The following is a 16,550-nucleotide window of genomic DNA, read 5'->3' as shown; positions in this document are numbered from 1 at the left end:
GGGAAAAGAGGAAGCGACAATGAAAGAATCAGACAAAGGACTTCATTACAGTACGCCGTCTGCGTGCGGTGTTGATCCGCGCGGTGTTCTGCGCATGATTGAGCTGTTTCGTGAGAGGGACGCAGGCATTCACGGATTTATGCTTCTGCGGCATGATCAGGTGTTTGCAGAAGGATGGTACCATCCGTATGAAAAAGAGCTGACGCATACGCTGTTTTCGCTGAGCAAGACGTTTACGGCGACAGCGGTTGGATTTGCCGTGCAGGAAGGACTGCTGACGGTTGAGGATGATGTGGTGGGCTTTTTCCCCGACAAAGTGACGGATGATGTGTGTGACAATATGCGCAACATGAAAGTCAAGCATCTGCTCACGATGAATACAGGACACGACCCGGCACCAAATATTTTTGACCCGTCCGTGCCTGACTATGTCAAAGCATTTTTGCATACGGACGTGCCGAAAACACCGGGCACACAGTTTGTGTACAACAGCGCGGCGACCTATATGCTGTCAGCGATCGTAACGCGCGTGACGGGACAAACGGTCAGCGAATATTTAAAACCGCGTCTGCGCGACCCGCTCGATATGGGTGCATGGCATTTTGAACAGTGTCCGGAAGGCGTTGATCTTGGCGGTTTTGGACTGCATGTGACACTGCCGGCAATCGCGAAGTTCGGCTTGTTTTTCCTGCACAAAGGAAATGTTAACGGAAAACAGCTGTTAGACAGTGCATGGATCGAATCGGCAAGCAGTGCACAGGTGGAGAGCTTTGGTGACGCGGGACCGGACTGGCTGCAGGGCTACGGCTATCAGATGTGGCGCTGTCAGGTGCCGAATGCGTTCCGTGGTGACGGCGCGTTTGGACAGTATATGCTCGTGCTGCCCGATCAGGATATGGTCATTGCAATAAACAGCGGCTCGAACTGCTTGCAGACAGTGCTGTCGACGATTTGGGAAACGATTCTTCCCGCACTTCACGATGCGCCGCTTTGTGGACTTGGCGCAGAAGAGAAAGCGCTTTCATCGGCACTTGCGTCGCTTTCGATTGATTTTGAAAAAGGCGATGGTGTTGTCGATGCACAGGCGGCGGGCAGGACATGTGTGCTTGCGGACAATCCGTGGGGACTTACAAAAATGAAGCTTGAGGACACTTCGCTTTCGCTTTTCTTCGGCGAAGAGGAGGAAATCATTCATTTTGGACAGAACACCCACGTGAACGGCACGGTGTCATGGCGGTCAGATGCCAGGGAAGAAGGACTGCTTCTTGGCAGCTATACCGCGTCATTTGCAGGAGACAGCCCGATGAAGCTTCGTATTGTATGGCGTGAAACACCGTTTATTGATGATATTTCATTTGACGCAGATGCGCAGGGAATGACGGTTGCGATTCGTCGAAACTGCTCTATGTCGGGTCAGAACGACCGTGTTTTGACCGGTGCGTGGGAGAATATAGGAGAATAAAGAAAAACGGCAGAATATTCTGCCGTTTTTTGTTTTTCGTTTTTTGCATAAACGCGGGCAACCGGTTGCATTTTTTTAAAAAAGCCGATATAATGAAAGGTATCAATAAAAAGGGGTGCGCCTGATGGATATTTCAAAAAGTTTAAAAACGTCTGCAATCGGCGGATTTAAAAAAGAAGAAGTTCTCTCGTATATTGACCAGCTTGTCGCACAGTACGAGGAGGAGCGCAGAAATCAGGCAAAAGAACTCGAAGAAGCAAACAGCCAGATTGCATCGCTTAACAGTATTGTGGACGAGCAATATCAAAAGCTGATGAGCTTGTCGGCGGAGCGGGATGAGTTTATGGTCAAAGCTGCAAAGATTGATGAGCTGCAAAAACTGCTTGCACCGTATCAGAACGCACAGATGACCGCGGATGAAGTGGTCAGACAAGCGAAGGAAAAAGCACAGGCGGCAGAAGAAAAGCTGCGGCTTTTGTTAAGAGATGCGCAGGAACGCGCCAACGTGATTGTGGCCGAGGCAAACGAAAAAGCAAAACAAATCACAGCTGCCGCAGAGGAAGAAGCACAGCAGCGGATTGAAAGCGTGAAAAAAGAGGAGTTTTTGCTTCGTCAGAATGCGCAGCATGAACTTGATCATGCAAAAGAAGCCGCACAGCAGCAGCTTGCGGAGGCGGCGCAGGCCGGACGTGATCTGCTTGCAAAAACGCGGGAAACGATTGCGCAGAAAAATGCTGCGTGCGACGAAAAGGAAGCACATGCTGATCAGATGCTCAAGGAGGCACAGCAAAAAAGTGATCAGATGCTCAAAGATGCAAAAATTGCAGTGAAGCATGAACACGAACGGTATGAAAAAGGACTCAGAGATTTAGAACTGCAAAAATCGGAGTTTTTGCGCACACTTGATGAGATCAAACTGGTTGTCCAGGCAATCGCAGTTGAGAGAACCACTTGTACAGATGAGGAAATTGCGGCACAGTCGCGGCAGGCAAACACCGAAACAATCAAAAGACGGTTTGCGGAATTAAATCAGAAAAATCGAAATCCGGGACAGTTTCGCCGGTCATAAAAGCGTTTGAACAAACAGCACATTTCCCGCATCTTGCATTTTAAAAGGTGCGGGATGATGTTTGTTGAGAACCTTTTGTCAAACGAAAGAAAAGGAGAACACAAAGAGGTTATGGTGACACAGCCGATCATAGGAAAACCGAAATTTGTGCGGGAACGCGCGTTTTATCAATCGTTGTTTGCGCTTGCGGTACCGGTGATTTCGCAGAATATCGTTGTGTTTTTGACACAGATGCTCGATACGGTGATGCTTGGGGAGCTCGGAGATGTGGCAATGACGGCATCTTCGCTTGCAAATCAGCCGTTTTTTATCTTTAATATGCTCACATTCGGCCTTGGAAGCGGCGCAGCGGTGCTGACAGCACAGTATTGGGGCAAAAAGGAAACAGAACCGATCCGCATCATTCTTACGATGATTGTGCGGGTGACTGTGCTGATTGGTTTGCTGCTCACAATCGTTTCACTGCTCATTCCCGAGCAGCTCATGATGATTTTTTCGCCTGATCCGGACGTGATCCGGGAGGGTGCGTCCTATATGCGCATCATGTGCATTTGCTATGCGTTTTTCGGCTTTTCGAGTTCGTTTTATACAACGCTTCGCAGTGTGGAAACAGTCAAAATCGCTGTCGCGTCAAACGTGGCGGCACTTGTTGTAAACGGCGGATTAAACTACATTCTGATTTTTGGAAAATTCGGATTTCCGGCACTTGGTGTGCGGGGTGCGGCGATTGCAACACTGTGCGCACGTTTGGTGGAATTTTTGATCGCCGTCATCTACATGCTCTTTTTTGATAAAAAATTAAAACTCTGCATGCGGGACTTTTTTAGATTTGACAAGCAGCTGTGTCTTGACCTGATCCATATCAGTACACCCGTTGTTGTAAACGAGGTGATGTGGGCGCTCGGCACATCCATGCAGGCGCGTCTGCTCGGTCAGCTCGGTACACAGATTGTCACGGCAAACTCGATTGTAAGCGTCGTGCAGCAGCTTGCGACCGTCATGGTGTTCGGCGTGGCAGGTGCCGCAGCAGTGCTCATCGGAAAGGCGATCGGCGAGGGCAATATGCAGGAGGCGAACGACCGCGGATATACGTTTAAATGGCTGTCGGTCGGTGTTGGTGTGATTGTGTTCGGTATTATTTTGGCACTGCGCAGTGTTGCCGTCGATTTTTATAATGTATCGGCGCAGGCGAAGAGTTTTGCTTATGACATGATGCTCGTGACTTCTGTTGTGGGATTTTTCATTTCTGTCAGTGCGGTCGGTATTGTCGGTATTCTGCGCGGCGGCGGAGATACCAAATTTTCTTTAAACGCAGAGATGTTTGCACTGTGGGCAGTTGCTGTTCCGATTGCATATTTTACTGCGTTTGTACTGCATTGGCCGCCGATTCTGGTCTACTGTATGATCAAATTGGACGAGCCGGTGAAAAATATTTTGGTTTGGATTCGTCTGCGCGGTACCAGATGGCTGCGTGACGTCACACGATAAGATAGGGGAGGGGGAGTTTCTATGGCAGTCAATATTTTGGCAGACATTGAACGGCGAATGCCGGAATTTTCAAAGGGACAGCGCAGCATCGCGTCTTATATTCTGTCGCATTATGACAAGGCAGTGTATATGACCGCGTCAAAGCTTGGTGCGGCGGCGCATGTCAGCGAGTCGACGGTGGTTCGTTTTGCATTTGAAATGGGGTTTGAAGGATATCCGGAGCTTCAGGATGCACTCAAAGAGATGATCAAAAGCAAGCTCACCGCAGTCCAGCGCATTCATGTGGCGGATGAACAGCTTGGCGGAACCGATATTTTAAGCAAGGTCATGAATGCCGATATCGATAAAATCCGCCGTACAATGGAGGAAACATCGCGTGCAGATTTTGAGGGTGCAGTCGATTCGATTGTTGCGGCGAAAACGATCTATATTATCGGTGCGCGCAGTGCACTGGTGCTTGCCCGTTTCATGAATTTATACTTCAATATTATTTTTGAGAATGTCAAACTGATCGATACAACAAGCTCGACGGAGATGTTTGAACAGATCATGCGAATCGGAAAAGGCGATGTCATCATCGGTTTAAGCTTCCCGCGCTATTCAAAACGAAGCGCAAAAGCACTTTCGTTTGCATCGAAAAACGGTGCAAAGGTGATTTCGATCACCGACAGCCGTTCGTCGCCGATTGCGGAGATGGCGGATTACTTTTTGCAGGCACGCAGTGATATGGCATCGTTTGTTGATTCGCTTGTTGCACCGCTCAGTCTGATTAACGCGCTGACTGTAGCAGTCGGACTGCGCAAAAAAGAAGAACTGATGCATACATTTGAACGCCTGGAATCAATCTGGGATGAATATGACGTCTATCAAAAAGCGGAGGAATTGTCATGAGAGAAGCGGATGTGATCGTGGTCGGCGGCGGTGCGGCCGGCATGATGGCAGCGGCAACAGCAGCGGAATACGGCAAACGAGTCATTCTGGTGGAGAAAAACGACCGCTTCGGCAGAAAAATTCTGATCACCGGAAAAGGCCGCTGCAACGTGACAAACGACTGTGATGCGGACACCTTTTTTCAGAATATTCCGACGAATCCGAAGTTTTTGTATAGCGCATATCACGCGTTTGATACACAGGACACCAAACAGTGGTTTACATCGCGCGGTGTCGCACTCAAAACCGAGCGCGGCAACCGTGTGTTTCCCGTTTCCGATCATGCGTCGGAGATTGCTTCAACAATGGAAACCGCCTGCCGAGAAAGCGGCGTTTCCATGATGAAAGGCGAGGTTTCTTCCTTGCTGATCGAAGGCGGTGCAGTGTGCGGTGTCACACTTTCAAACGGAACAGTGCTTCATGCACCGGCGGTGATTGTTGCAACAGGCGGTGCATCGTATCCGCTGACCGGTTCAACCGGCGACGGATACCGATTTGCCGAAGAAGCCGGACATACCGTCGTGCCGATTCGGCCGTCGCTTGTGCCGCTTGTGAGCGAGGATGAGGATTGCCGTGATTTGCAGGGCCTTTCGTTAAAAAACGTAACACTTTCGCTCGTCGACAATCAAACGGGAAAAACGCTGTATCATGAGCTTGGCGAAATGCTGTTTACGCATTACGGCATGTCCGGCCCGCTTGTTTTAAGCGCTTCATCACATTTAAAAACGATCACACCGGGACGTTATTCGGTTGTGATCGATTTAAAGCCGGGACTCGATGAAAAACAGCTTGATGCACGGATTCTGCGTGATTTTGCGGAATTTGCAAACCGCGATTTTATCAACAGCCTTTCAAAGCTGCTGCCGAAAAAGATGATTCCGGTTATTGTGTACCGCTGCCGGATTCCCGCGTTTTTAAAGGTGAACAGCATCACCAAGGAACAGCGTCATACGCTCGTTTCGAATATCAAGCGGTTTGTCGTTCCAGTCGACGGGTTTCGTCCCGTGGAGGAGGCGATCATCACGTCAGGCGGCGTAAACTGTGCGGAAGTGAATCCGCGTACGATGGAATCGAAGCGTGTGAAAGGGCTTCATTTTGCGGGCGAGGTGCTTGATGTGGACGGCTATACGGGAGGATTTAACTTGCAGATTGCATTTTCCACCGGCTATGCCGCAGGACTGTTTTGCTGAATGAGATTGTTTTACTATAGGAGGAGTTTTCATGTTTTCAGTTGCGATTGACGGACCGGCAGGCGCCGGAAAAAGCAGTGTAGCACGCCGTGCGGCGGCGGCGCTCTCGTTTATTTATGTGGATACCGGTGCGCTTTATCGTGCAGTTGGCTATTGTGCCGCACAAAAAGGGTCGGATACAAAATCTGCCGCAGAAGTTGAACCGCTGCTCGATTCGATTTCGGTCGATTTAAAATTTGTAAACGGCGAACAGCGTGTGTTTGCAAACGGCGAGGATGTGTCCGAAGCCATCCGCACACCGGATATGGCGATGCACGCATCGAATGTATCGGCAATTCCGGCTGTTCGTGCAAAACTTCTCGATATGCAGCGTTCGCTTGCTGCGCGCAACAATGTCATCATGGACGGACGTGACATCGGTACGGTTGTGCTGCCGAATGCGCAGGTGAAAATCTTTTTGACCGCATCGCCTGAATCGCGCGCAATGCGCCGTCTTGCCGACCATAAAGCACGCGGTGAGGAGATTTCGTTTGAAACACTGCTTGACGACATCAAACGCCGTGATGAAGCGGATTCTACCCGTGCGGCTGCACCGCTTAAACAGGCGGAAGACGCTGTATTGGTCGATACGACAGAACTCTCTTTTGAGGAGTCGGTGGAAACAGTGATTGCCCTGATTCAAAAGGGAATGAACCAGGGGAAAGAATGAGGAGAGAATACGATGGGATTTTATCAGATTGCAAAACCAATCGTGCGTGTGGTGCTGTTTCCGTTTTATAAAATTGAAGCAGAATATGCGTGTGAACTTCCGAAGAATGAAGGGTTTATTCTTGCAAGCAACCATGTGAGCGATATGGACCCGGTGATGTTTGGACTGGCGTTTCCAAAACAGATTCAGTACATGGCAAAAGAGGAATTATTCCGAATTCCGGTTCTCTCACCCATTATCCGAAAATTGGGTGCTTTTCCGGTAGCACGCGGAAAAGGTGATCAGGGTGCGATCGAAAACGCAGTCACTGTGGTGAAAAACGGCGGCGTGCTGGGGATTTATCCGGAGGGCACACGGTATACGGACGGAAAACTGCACCGTGCAAAATCGGGTGCAGTGCTCGTGGCATCGAAAACAGGCGGAGATATCTTGCCGGCATGTATACTTTACGGGAAACGCCATTTCTTAAGACGTCATGTGACGATCAAATTCGGCAAGATGATTCCAAACGAAGAGCTTGCCGTCAAAGAACAGACAAAAACGGAGCTTCGCGCTGCCAATAAACGAATGATGTGCGCGATTGCTGAGCTGATGGGTGTGGAAGCGCCATGAAACAATATACACTTGCAAAGACAGCCGGTTTTTGCTTTGGCGTCAATCGCGCGGTTGATCTCGTTTATGATCTGATTGCAAAGCAGAAAAAAGCGGCGACACTCGGACCAATTATCCACAATCCGCAGATGGTGGAGGAACTTTCTAAAAAAGGGGTGCGGATTATTTCGTCACCGCTTGAGGCGCAGCCGGATGAATGTGTCGTCATTCGTTCACACGGCGTGTGTCAGTCGGTTTATGATGAACTTACCGCACACCGGATTACTTATGTGGATGCAACATGCCCGTTTGTGGCGAAAATCCATCGAATTGTGGAGCGCGAATCAAAAGCAGGCGCTGTGATTTTGATTGCAGGCGATCCCGACCATCCGGAGGTGCAGGGAATCAAAGGGCATGCATCCGGGCCTGTATTCGTGGCAAGGGATGCCAAAGAATTAAAAGATTTGTCGGATACGCTTGAATTTAGCCAAAACACCCCGTTTGTTTTGGTCGCACAAACGACATATCACACAAGTTTTTGGCGTGAATGCCTTGAAATTGCGAGAAAACACTATACAAACGTCAAAATTTTTGATACAATATGTAGTGCGACCAGTGAACGTCAAAGCGAGGCGGCAAGACTTGCTGCTGAAAATGATTTGATGATTGTCATCGGCGGGAAACACAGCTCGAATACGCAGAAGCTTCGTGCACTCTGTGCGGCATACTGCGAAACCGTGCTGATCGAAACGAGCGCTGAGATAAAAGACATTGATTTTTCCGCTTATGATAAAATTGGTATTACTGCCGGAGCATCAACGCCGGCTCATATAATCAAGGAGGTTCTTAAAACGATGAGTGAGATTTTAAGAAATGAAGAAAACGAAGATTTTGCGACTTTGCTGGAGCAGTCGCTGGAAAGCGAAAAAGTCTACAACGGCAAGCGCGTGACGGGCGTTGTGACATCCGTTGCCCCGAATGAGATCCATGTGGATATCGGCGCAAAACAGGCAGGCATCATCCCGGCAGAAGAAATGACCGATGATCCGAACGTCAAAATCGAAGATATCGTTAAAAAAGGTGATGAGCTTGAACTGATCGTTGTTAAAGTCAATGACCAGGAAGGCATTGTTACCCTGAGCAAAAAACGCTGCGATGCAATGCGTGGCTTTGAGAAAATCAAAGAAGCATACGAAGCACAGACCGTTCTGGATGCAGTCATCACCGACGTTGTCCGCGGCGGCGTTTTGGCTTACACCTGCGGCACAAAAATCTTCATCCCGGCTCCGCACTGCTCGAACACCCGCGTCGAGGATCTGAGCACTCTGCTCAAAAAAGAAGTTCGCCTGCTGATTATCGAAGTCAATGAAGGCCGCGGCCGTGCAAAAGGTTCGGTCAGAGCTGTTTTGAACGCTGAGAGAAAAGCAAAACAGGAGAAATTCTGGGAAGAAGTCGAAGTTGGCAAAACTTACACCGGCGAAGTCAAATCCCTGACTGCATACGGTGCATTTGTTGATTTGGGCGGCATCGACGGTATGATTCACATCACTGAGCTCGCTTGGAAAAAACTCAAACACCCGTCTGAGGTTGTAAACGTCGGCGATATGGTTGAAGTTTACATCAAAGAGTTTGACAAAGAGAAAAAACGCATTTCCCTGGGTTACAGAAAAGAATGCGACAACCCGTGGACCATCTTCACCACCAAATATGCGGTTGACGATGTCATTCCGGTGAAAATTGTTTCGTTCACCACCTACGGTGCATTTGCTGAGATCATCCCGGGCGTTGACGGCTTGATTCACATTTCTCAGATCGCAAACAAACGCGTTGAGAAAATTGCTGATGTTCTGACCGTTGGCCAGGAAGTCGATGCAAAAATCATCGAGATCGACACCGATAAAAAACGTGTCAGCCTGTCGATGAGAGCGCTTCTCTCTGCTGATGAGCAGAAAAAAGAGCATGTTTCGGAAGAAGCAGCGGAAGAGACTGTTGAAGAATAATTTCTGCAAAGAGAATAAAAGAGCACGTCCTTTTAGGACGTGCTTTTTCTTTTTTGAAAACCTGCTCTTGTACCGTTTTATTTCGTATGGTATGATAAAGAAAACGATTTCATTCTTTAAAAGAGGCGGCCGTATGACAATCTATGAGCTTTCTAAAAAAATCGGTTATTCCGCATCGACAATTTCAAAGGTAATCAATGGATATAAAGGTGTAAGCGAATCGACCAGAAATGCAATTTTGGCAGGAATCAAGGCGTATGATTTTGTACCGAATATCAATGCACAGTCGCTTATGTCAAAGCGTTCGTATATGATCGGGACATTGATTATGGACGGTCCGAATGATATTTTAAGCCCGCATTTGTCTGAGATTCTCAATGCATTTAAATCTGAATGTGCAAATTGTGGGTATGATATTACGTTTTTAAGCAACCGGATGGGCAAAAAGGAAGTCACCTATCGGGAGCATTGTATTGCACGCAATCTTGATGGATTGCTGCTTGCGGTTGGAATGGAAAATCTGCCGGCGGGTAAGACGGCACAATTCGAAGAATTACTGGCACTCGATATGCCAAAGGTATCGGTAGAGGGCTTTCATGACGGTGTAAGCACAATCATATCGGACAACCCAGCCGGTGCGTTTTCTGCGCTCGAATATTTGTATCAGTTGGGGCATCGCAGCATTGGGATTGTAACCGTAGCAGGAGAGAATGAAGTCAGTATGCAGCGCCTTTTTGGATATCAGAAGTTTTTGCAGGCGTATGGCATAGAAAATAACCCCTCGCTCATTTTTCCGGCAAAGTCATACAGCTATGAGGCAGGGGTGGCAATTGCAGACCAAGTGGCTGCACATCCTGAGATTACAGCGCTGTTTTGTATTTATGATGAGATCTCGCTGGGATTGATCGCAGGACTTCATCAAAGAGGAATTGATGTGCCAAAGGACTTAAGCCTTGTAAGCTTTGATGACATTGCTGTGGCGAAGTACAGCGGGTTAACAACGGTTCGTCAAAATCGTGAACGTATTGGAACGCTCGCAGCCAAAAAACTGATTGCGCTGATTGAAGATGAGACACAGCAGGCAGAAGACACGCTGGTGGAAACGCAGCTTGTTGTACGTAACTCCTGTCGTATGTATTAAAAAGGCGTCGCTTTTATGCGACGCCTTTTTTGTATCGTTACAGTTGGGCGAAAAAATCGATTACACACGTTTCTTATAAAGTACTGCAATGACAATACCAATCAGCAGGACTATTCCACTGATAAGAACAAACAGCCAGGATGAGTCGTTTTACGAAACAGCTGTGGATGCAGACTGCTGTTGTCCGGGACGCTCAGATGGCATTGTCATACCGTTTTGCCCGGGCTGTTCAGTGGTGCTGTCAGGCAGTTGCATTGTATCATTTTGACCTGAGGCACTGTCTGGCGTTTGTGTGGTGCCGTCGTTTTGTTCGGTTGCACCGGCCATTGCGTCAGGGGACTGCGATGTACCGTCTTGACCGAATGCCCCTGCCATACCGCCGGGCGGTTGCATTGCTTGACCCTGATCGGATTGTCCGCCCATGATCTGTCCGCCAAACTGCGGCCGTCCTGATGGAATCTCTGCTGATGTGCTGTTGTCAGATGAAGAGTGGGAATCGGTGGAACCACTCGAATCATCCCAGATGATTTGTCCCTGTTCGGTTTGTGTATCAGAGGAATTCGATTCCGTTTCGTTTTCCTGTCCTTGCGTGAGCGGTGTGCTGGATTCAGCAGATTGTTCGGACTCGGATGATGGCTCGAATGGTTTGCCCATACCACCGTTCATACCATCCATTTGATGGTTCATCGTTCCCATTGCACTGATATCAATGCTTGATGCGTCAATGAGTGCGCTGTCGTCGAGTGATTGCGCGTCAGAAGTAGACGGAATCGTCCCGTCAAGCTGTCCGCTGATGCTTTCGGCACGCAGCAGGCAGAACTCTTTCAGTGTCGCAACACCTGTTTCAAATTCTTCATATGTGCAGAATTTGGTCGGATCTTGTTCGACATAGGGTGCGATCAGTGTTTCGACCTCGTCAATTATCTGCGCAAAATCGCCGCTGTCAAACATGTTTGAGATGAAAGTCTCGAAATATTCATGGTAGAGATTCGTGTATTCCTCACTTGCAAAAATCCACGCAAGCATTGGCCTTGAATCAATGGTACCGCCGGACACCGGTGAGTCAATCGGATAGTTTACAAGTGCAGTTGCATCCTGTGCGCCCTGGAAGCCGCCAAAAGCAAGGTTGTAATCCCACGGAATCATAAACAGCTGACCGTCTTCTTCATATAGATAATAGTTATGAATCATCGAGCCGGTGTAGCTGTCAAAGTTGCAGACAAAGTTGTGTACGACAAAATATAGTTGTGATACGTCAGAATATCCACAACTGCTTCGGACATGGCGCGCTCGTCCTCTGCATACAAAAGCTTCATGATAATCCCTCCGCACTGCAATGATCGCACAGAAACCTTTGAATCACCTTAGAAATAAATTATATCATACATGCGCGTGTCAAATCTATGAAAAATGTGCCGGTGTGTCCGCCTTCCTTCTTTTAAAAAGCGGCAGACCCACGAATACAGACAAAAAAATACGCTTCGGAACATTCCAAGGCGTATTTTTTAATGTTTATATTACGAATTGTTATGACTTTTGCGCGGCTTCTGCTGCCTGTTTGTCTTTCGTATGACGAATAACCTTCAGGCGGGAGAACTCTTCGCGCTCTTTTTCCTCCAGCGCGTTCGTAATAAACCGAACAGTTTCTTCGAAGCGGGGGATATTGATATTTTTCAGCGCGTTTGCACGGCGCTGTGTCGTTTTGATCGCATTTGCCAAACGGTAAACGCTGTTTTCCACCTCAGCCAGCACTACGGTCAATTCCTTTGCGCGGTTGAAGCTCATGTACGCCACGTCAAACTGGGAGTTTGAGCTTAATAAGCCGTACTGGCTCTGCTTGAGCGTTGAAGAATAGCTCACCTGCGGGATATCCACACCCATGACACTGCGGTAGGTGATGTGGATGCCGTTTTCAATGCCGGTTCCCTGTGAAAGCTCCTCGATGACACCGAGTGTGATGTTCGCACGCTGCAATGCAGCATAGGCGTCACTGTACGTTTTCTCGATCTCGCCGTGCAGCGATTTTGCCTGTTCCACCAAAAGCATCATTTCACGAATCAGAATGTTGCGTTTGCGGTCAAGCAGATCGTAGCCGAGCTTTGCAAGTGCCAGCGATTTTTTTGTTGCGATCAAATTGCCCTTGGTAGGGAATACGGTCGTAGCCATCAGCGATCACTCCTAAAACGCTTTGCACGGTCCGGATTATAGTTTTTCTCGACGAGTGCAGCATCCATACGGGACAGCTCACTGCGCGGAAGCAGCGAGAGAAGATCCCAGCCAAGTTCCAGTGTATCCTGGATGGTGCGGTTTTCGCCCGAATCCTGGGAGATAAAGTGCTGTTCAAATTCGCGGCCGAACACAAGGTATGCCTTGTCGCTTGCGGACAGCTCTTCTTCACCGATGACGCTGCCGAGTGCACGTGCATCCTGTACACGCGCATACGAAGCAAACAGCTGGTTTGCCACATCGCCGTGGTCGGCACGTGTGAAGCCCTCACCGATACCGTCCTTCATCAGACGCGACAGCGACGGAAGCACGGAAACAGGCGGGTAAATACCGCGCTGGTCAAGCGCACGATCCAATACGATCTGACCCTCGGTGATGTAACCGGTCAAGTCCGGAACCGGGTGGGTGATATCGTCGTTCGGCATGGTCAGAATCGGAATCTGTGTAACAGAACCTGTGCCGCCTTTTACAATGCCGGCACGCTCGTACATCGAAGCCAAGTCCGAGTAAAGATAGCCCGGATAACCTTTTCTGCCCGGGATCTCGCCTTTGGAGGACGAGAATTCACGCAGAGCCTCTGCATAAGAGGTCATATCGGTCATGATAACCAGAATGTTCATGCCGTGCTCGTATGCGAGATATTCTGCGGCAGTCAATGCACAGCGCGGTGCAAGAATACGCTCGATGATCGGGTCGTTTGCGAGGTTTAAGAACATGACAACGTTCTCAAGAACGCCGGATTCCTCAAATACGCGTTTGAAGTAGTCTGCGACGTCATTGTTAACGCCCATTGCAGCAAAGACGATTGCGAATTTCTCGTCAGAATCATCGCTCAGCTGCGACTGACACACAAGCTGTGCTGCCAGTTTGTTGTGGCTCATACCGGAGCCGGAGAAGATCGGCAGTTTCTGACCGCGGATCAATGTCATCAGTCCGTCGATTGAAGAAATACCGGTACGGATATAGTTTCGCGGATATTCACGTGCAACCGGATTTAACGGTTTGCCGTTGATGTCACGGTAGTCTGCGCCATACACTTCGCCCAAACCGTCGATCGGTTTGCCTGCACCCGAGAAGATACGGCCGAGCATCTCCGGAGAGAGTGCCAGTTCCATCGGTTTGCCGGTCAGGCGGGTTCTTGTATTGGTCAGCGAAAGGCCGTTTGTGCCTTCGAATACCTGCACAACAACACGGTCACCTTCGATCTGTACGATACGGCCGGTGCGGGTGGTACCGTTTTCTAAGATCAGTTCGACGACTTCGTCGTAGCTTGCACCGGTGACATGGTCAAGCACAACGAGCGGTCCGTTGATGCTTGAAAGTCCTGTAATCTGGATACTCACTGTGCGTTCACCATCCCTTCAGCTGTTGTTTTTTCAAACGGAGCAAGTGCGGTGTTGATTTTCTCATACAACCGGTCAAATGCCTCCGGATGATCGTTCGGAATCTCGTATTTCATGCCTGCCAGAACATCAAACAAGCCAAGCTCTACAAGCTCAGAAAGTGCAGTGCCCTGTTTGACGATGGCTTCACAGCGGTCATTGACGTAGAGGATGATCTTCATCATGGCAAGCTGTTTTTCAAGCGGCACATACGTGTCGTCCTTGTGGAATGCGTTCTGCTGTAAGAAGCCCAAGCGAATTGCTTTTGCAGTTTCGATGGTCAGCTTCTGGTCGTCCGGCAGAACGTCTGCGCCGATCAATTTGACGATTTCCATGAGGCTTGCTTCCTCGGCAAGCAGTGTGGAAATGCGGCGGCGGCAGGTTAAGAAGTCCGGCGACACTTTTTCGTTATAATAAGCGGTCAGGTCGTCGACATACTCGCTGTAGCTCTCGGTCCAGTTGATTGCCGGATAGTGACGTGCATATGCGAGCGATTTATCAAGTGCCCAGAAGGTACGTACGAAACGTTTGGTGTTCTGGGTAACCGGTTCGGAGAAGTCTGCGCCCTGCGGCGAAACAGCGCCGATGATCGAAACGGAGCCTTCGGTTCCGTTTAAGTTCACCATGTAGCCTGCGCGCTCGTAGAACTGCGACAGACGCGACGGCAGGTAAGCCGGGAAGCCTTCCTCTGCCGGCATTTCTTCCAGACGGCCGGAGATCTCACGCAGTGCCTCTGCCCAACGGGAAGTGGAGTCTGCCATGATTGCAACATGGTAGCCCATGTCGCGGTAGTATTCCGCAAGGGTAATACCGGTGTAGATCGATGCCTCACGGGCAGCCACCGGCATGTTCGATGTATTTGCGATCAAAACGGTACGGTCGGTCAGTTTGTTGCCCGTTTTCGGGTCAATCAGTTCGCCGAACTCATCGAGTACCTGTGTCATCTCGTTGCCGCGTTCGCCGCAGCCGACGTAGACGATGATATCTGCATCGCACCATTTTGCAAGCTGGTGCTGTGTCATGGTTTTACCGGTGCCGAATCCGCCCGGGACAGCTGCAGCGCCGCCTTTTGCGATCGGGAACAGGGTGTCGATGACACGCTGACCGGTAATCAGCGGCAGGGAAATCGGTTTACGCAGGGAAGCCGGACGCGCGGTACGAATCGGCCATTTCTGGCAGAGTGTAAGCGATTCGATTGCACCCGACGGAGTTTTGATGCGCACCACTGTGTCGTTTACCGTGTAAGAACCGGACGGCATGACCTCAGTGACCGTACCGCTCATGTTCGGCGGAACCATGCATTTGTGTAAAATAACCGGCGTTTCCGGACAGGTTGCGTAAATCGAACCAGCCGAAAGCTCGTCGCCCGGTTTTACCAAAACGGTGACGTCGTAGCGGCGGGTCTGATCGAGTGCAGGAACGTCTGCGCCGCGCTCGATGAAAGCACCGGATTTTTCGTGGATGTCACGAAGCGGACGTTCAATGCCATCGTAAATATTTGTAAGGATACCGGGACCCAGTGTGACGCTCATCGGTGCGCCGGTGCCTTTGACAGGCTCGCCCGGACGAAGACCGGAGGTTTCTTCGTAAACCTGGATGGTTGTACGGTCGTCGGTGATACCGATGACTTCACCAACCAGATTCGCATCACCAACGTACACCATTTCCATCATTGCAAAGTCTTTTGTGTCTTTGACAGTGACGACAGGTCCGTTGATCGAATAGATCGTGTTGTTCAAGCTGTTCACCTCATACATCACACAGGATCAATCGTTGAAGATACTGTGTTCGATAAAATAGGATTTTTGATCGGCAAGTTTCTGTGCGAATGTTTCGTCGTAGAAAAGTCCTTTTTCTGCGTCGCGCACAACGAAACCGCCCAGTGTAATTGCAGCATCGCACACGACTGTACAGTCACGTCCGAACGCTTTTTCGATTGCCGTTTTGTTTTGAAAATCCGATGCACCGACCAAAAGTTCCGGTTTGTCTGCCGAAACAGATGCGGAAAACGATGCGATTTTTTTGAGCAGGAGTTCCTGATATTCTGCTGTTTTTGAAAAAGCAGCCAGTTTTTCTGCGGTTTCATCAAACAGCTTTTGTGTCAGTTCACTGCGTTTTGCAAGCAGATTACGTTTTGCATCCAGACTGCATTTTGCGGTTTCCTGGCTGAATTTCTGACGGATCTGCTCTGTTTTTGTATGAATTTCTTCCGAAGCGCTCCGATCAAGCTGTTCTGTGAACTTGCGGATTGCCTGTTCTTTTTTCTCGTCAGCTTCGCGGCGGATCTGCTCTGTTTTCGCGTCAACTTCACGAAATACAGCGTTTTTAAATTTTAAAAGTTTCTCTTGCTGTTCCAATCAAG

Annotated in this window: 15 protein-coding genes; 9 read left to right on the top strand and 6 right to left on the bottom strand. The window is 49.3% G+C overall.

Annotation, left to right across the window (positions count from 1 at the left end; translation table 11 throughout):
* Window positions 1-19: 19 nt before the first annotated feature.
* From H6A12_RS07135 to H6A12_RS07095, 9 genes are all read left to right on the top strand, one after another.
* Entirely contained in the window at window positions 20-1,462 is a 1,443-nt protein-coding gene (locus H6A12_RS07135) for a serine hydrolase domain-containing protein (protein ID WP_204446357.1), read from the top strand.
* A gap of 124 nt (window positions 1,463-1,586) precedes the next feature.
* A complete protein-coding gene (locus H6A12_RS07130; RefSeq protein ID WP_204446355.1) occupies window positions 1,587-2,531 on the top strand; it encodes a hypothetical protein in 945 nt (314 codons plus the stop codon).
* Between the two features lie 54 nt (window positions 2,532-2,585).
* Complete coding sequence (locus H6A12_RS07125) at window positions 2,586-4,019, top strand: MATE family efflux transporter (protein WP_204446353.1); 1,434 nt, start codon at window positions 2,586-2,588, stop codon at window positions 4,017-4,019.
* 21 nt (window positions 4,020-4,040) lie between these two features.
* On the top strand, window positions 4,041-4,910 hold the full coding sequence (locus tag H6A12_RS07120; protein WP_204446350.1) for a MurR/RpiR family transcriptional regulator: 870 nt from the start codon (window positions 4,041-4,043) through the stop codon (window positions 4,908-4,910).
* Window positions 4,907-6,139 (top strand): NAD(P)/FAD-dependent oxidoreductase, encoded by a 1,233-nt coding sequence (locus tag H6A12_RS07115; protein WP_204446348.1) that lies wholly within the window; start codon window positions 4,907-4,909, stop codon window positions 6,137-6,139. Before H6A12_RS07120 ends, H6A12_RS07115 begins: the two co-directional genes overlap by 4 nt.
* A 31-nt stretch (window positions 6,140-6,170) precedes the next feature.
* Entirely contained in the window at window positions 6,171-6,848 is a 678-nt protein-coding gene (gene cmk / locus H6A12_RS07110; RefSeq protein ID WP_204446345.1) for a (d)CMP kinase, read from the top strand.
* Between the two features lie 12 nt (window positions 6,849-6,860).
* Window positions 6,861-7,460, top strand: coding sequence for a lysophospholipid acyltransferase family protein (locus H6A12_RS07105; protein ID WP_204446343.1), 600 nt, complete (start codon window positions 6,861-6,863; stop codon window positions 7,458-7,460).
* Window positions 7,457-9,439: a bifunctional 4-hydroxy-3-methylbut-2-enyl diphosphate reductase/30S ribosomal protein S1 gene (locus H6A12_RS07100; RefSeq protein WP_204446340.1), complete on the top strand. Its 1,983-nt coding sequence runs from the start codon at window positions 7,457-7,459 to the stop codon at window positions 9,437-9,439. Before H6A12_RS07105 ends, H6A12_RS07100 begins: the two co-directional genes overlap by 4 nt.
* A gap of 133 nt (window positions 9,440-9,572) precedes the next feature.
* Window positions 9,573-10,580 carry a LacI family DNA-binding transcriptional regulator gene (locus H6A12_RS07095; RefSeq protein WP_204446338.1) on the top strand — a complete coding sequence of 336 codons (1,008 nt, stop codon included), beginning with the start codon at window positions 9,573-9,575 and terminating at the stop codon, window positions 10,578-10,580.
* 150 nt (window positions 10,581-10,730) lie between these two features.
* Here the strand turns inward: H6A12_RS07095 and H6A12_RS07090 are convergent, their stop codons facing one another.
* The 6 genes from H6A12_RS07090 to H6A12_RS07070 all read right to left on the bottom strand — a co-directional run bounded on the left by H6A12_RS07090 (window position 10,731) and on the right by H6A12_RS07070 (window position 16,545).
* Window positions 10,731-11,771: a CotH kinase family protein gene (locus H6A12_RS07090; RefSeq protein ID WP_243415364.1), complete on the bottom strand. Its 1,041-nt coding sequence runs from the start codon at window positions 11,769-11,771 to the stop codon at window positions 10,731-10,733.
* On the bottom strand, window positions 11,768-11,896 hold the full coding sequence (locus H6A12_RS13615) for a hypothetical protein (protein ID WP_275955294.1): 129 nt from the start codon (window positions 11,894-11,896) through the stop codon (window positions 11,768-11,770). Before H6A12_RS13615 ends, H6A12_RS07090 begins: the two co-directional genes overlap by 4 nt.
* Window positions 11,897-12,107: 211 nt before the next feature.
* Window positions 12,108-12,746 carry a V-type ATP synthase subunit D gene (locus H6A12_RS07085; protein ID WP_204446336.1) on the bottom strand — a complete coding sequence of 213 codons (639 nt, stop codon included), beginning with the start codon at window positions 12,744-12,746 and terminating at the stop codon, window positions 12,108-12,110.
* On the bottom strand, window positions 12,746-14,149 hold the full coding sequence (locus tag H6A12_RS07080; RefSeq protein ID WP_204446333.1) for a V-type ATP synthase subunit B: 1,404 nt from the start codon (window positions 14,147-14,149) through the stop codon (window positions 12,746-12,748). The genes H6A12_RS07085 and H6A12_RS07080 overlap by 1 nt, the downstream gene beginning before the upstream one ends.
* Window positions 14,146-15,945 carry a V-type ATP synthase subunit A gene (locus H6A12_RS07075; RefSeq protein ID WP_204446483.1) on the bottom strand — a complete coding sequence of 600 codons (1,800 nt, stop codon included), beginning with the start codon at window positions 15,943-15,945 and terminating at the stop codon, window positions 14,146-14,148. The genes H6A12_RS07080 and H6A12_RS07075 overlap by 4 nt, the downstream gene beginning before the upstream one ends.
* 9 nt (window positions 15,946-15,954) lie before the next feature.
* Window positions 15,955-16,545, bottom strand: coding sequence for a V-type ATP synthase subunit E (locus H6A12_RS07070; protein ID WP_204446331.1), 591 nt, complete (start codon window positions 16,543-16,545; stop codon window positions 15,955-15,957).
* Window positions 16,546-16,550 lie beyond the last annotated feature (5 nt).

The sequence above is a fragment of the Merdimmobilis hominis genome (genome assembly GCF_016901855.1).
GTDB lineage: Bacteria > Bacillota > Clostridia > Oscillospirales > Ruminococcaceae > Paludihabitans.
The sequence above is the reverse complement of the archived record's forward strand: the minus strand, read 5'-3'. Positions and strand labels throughout refer to the sequence as shown.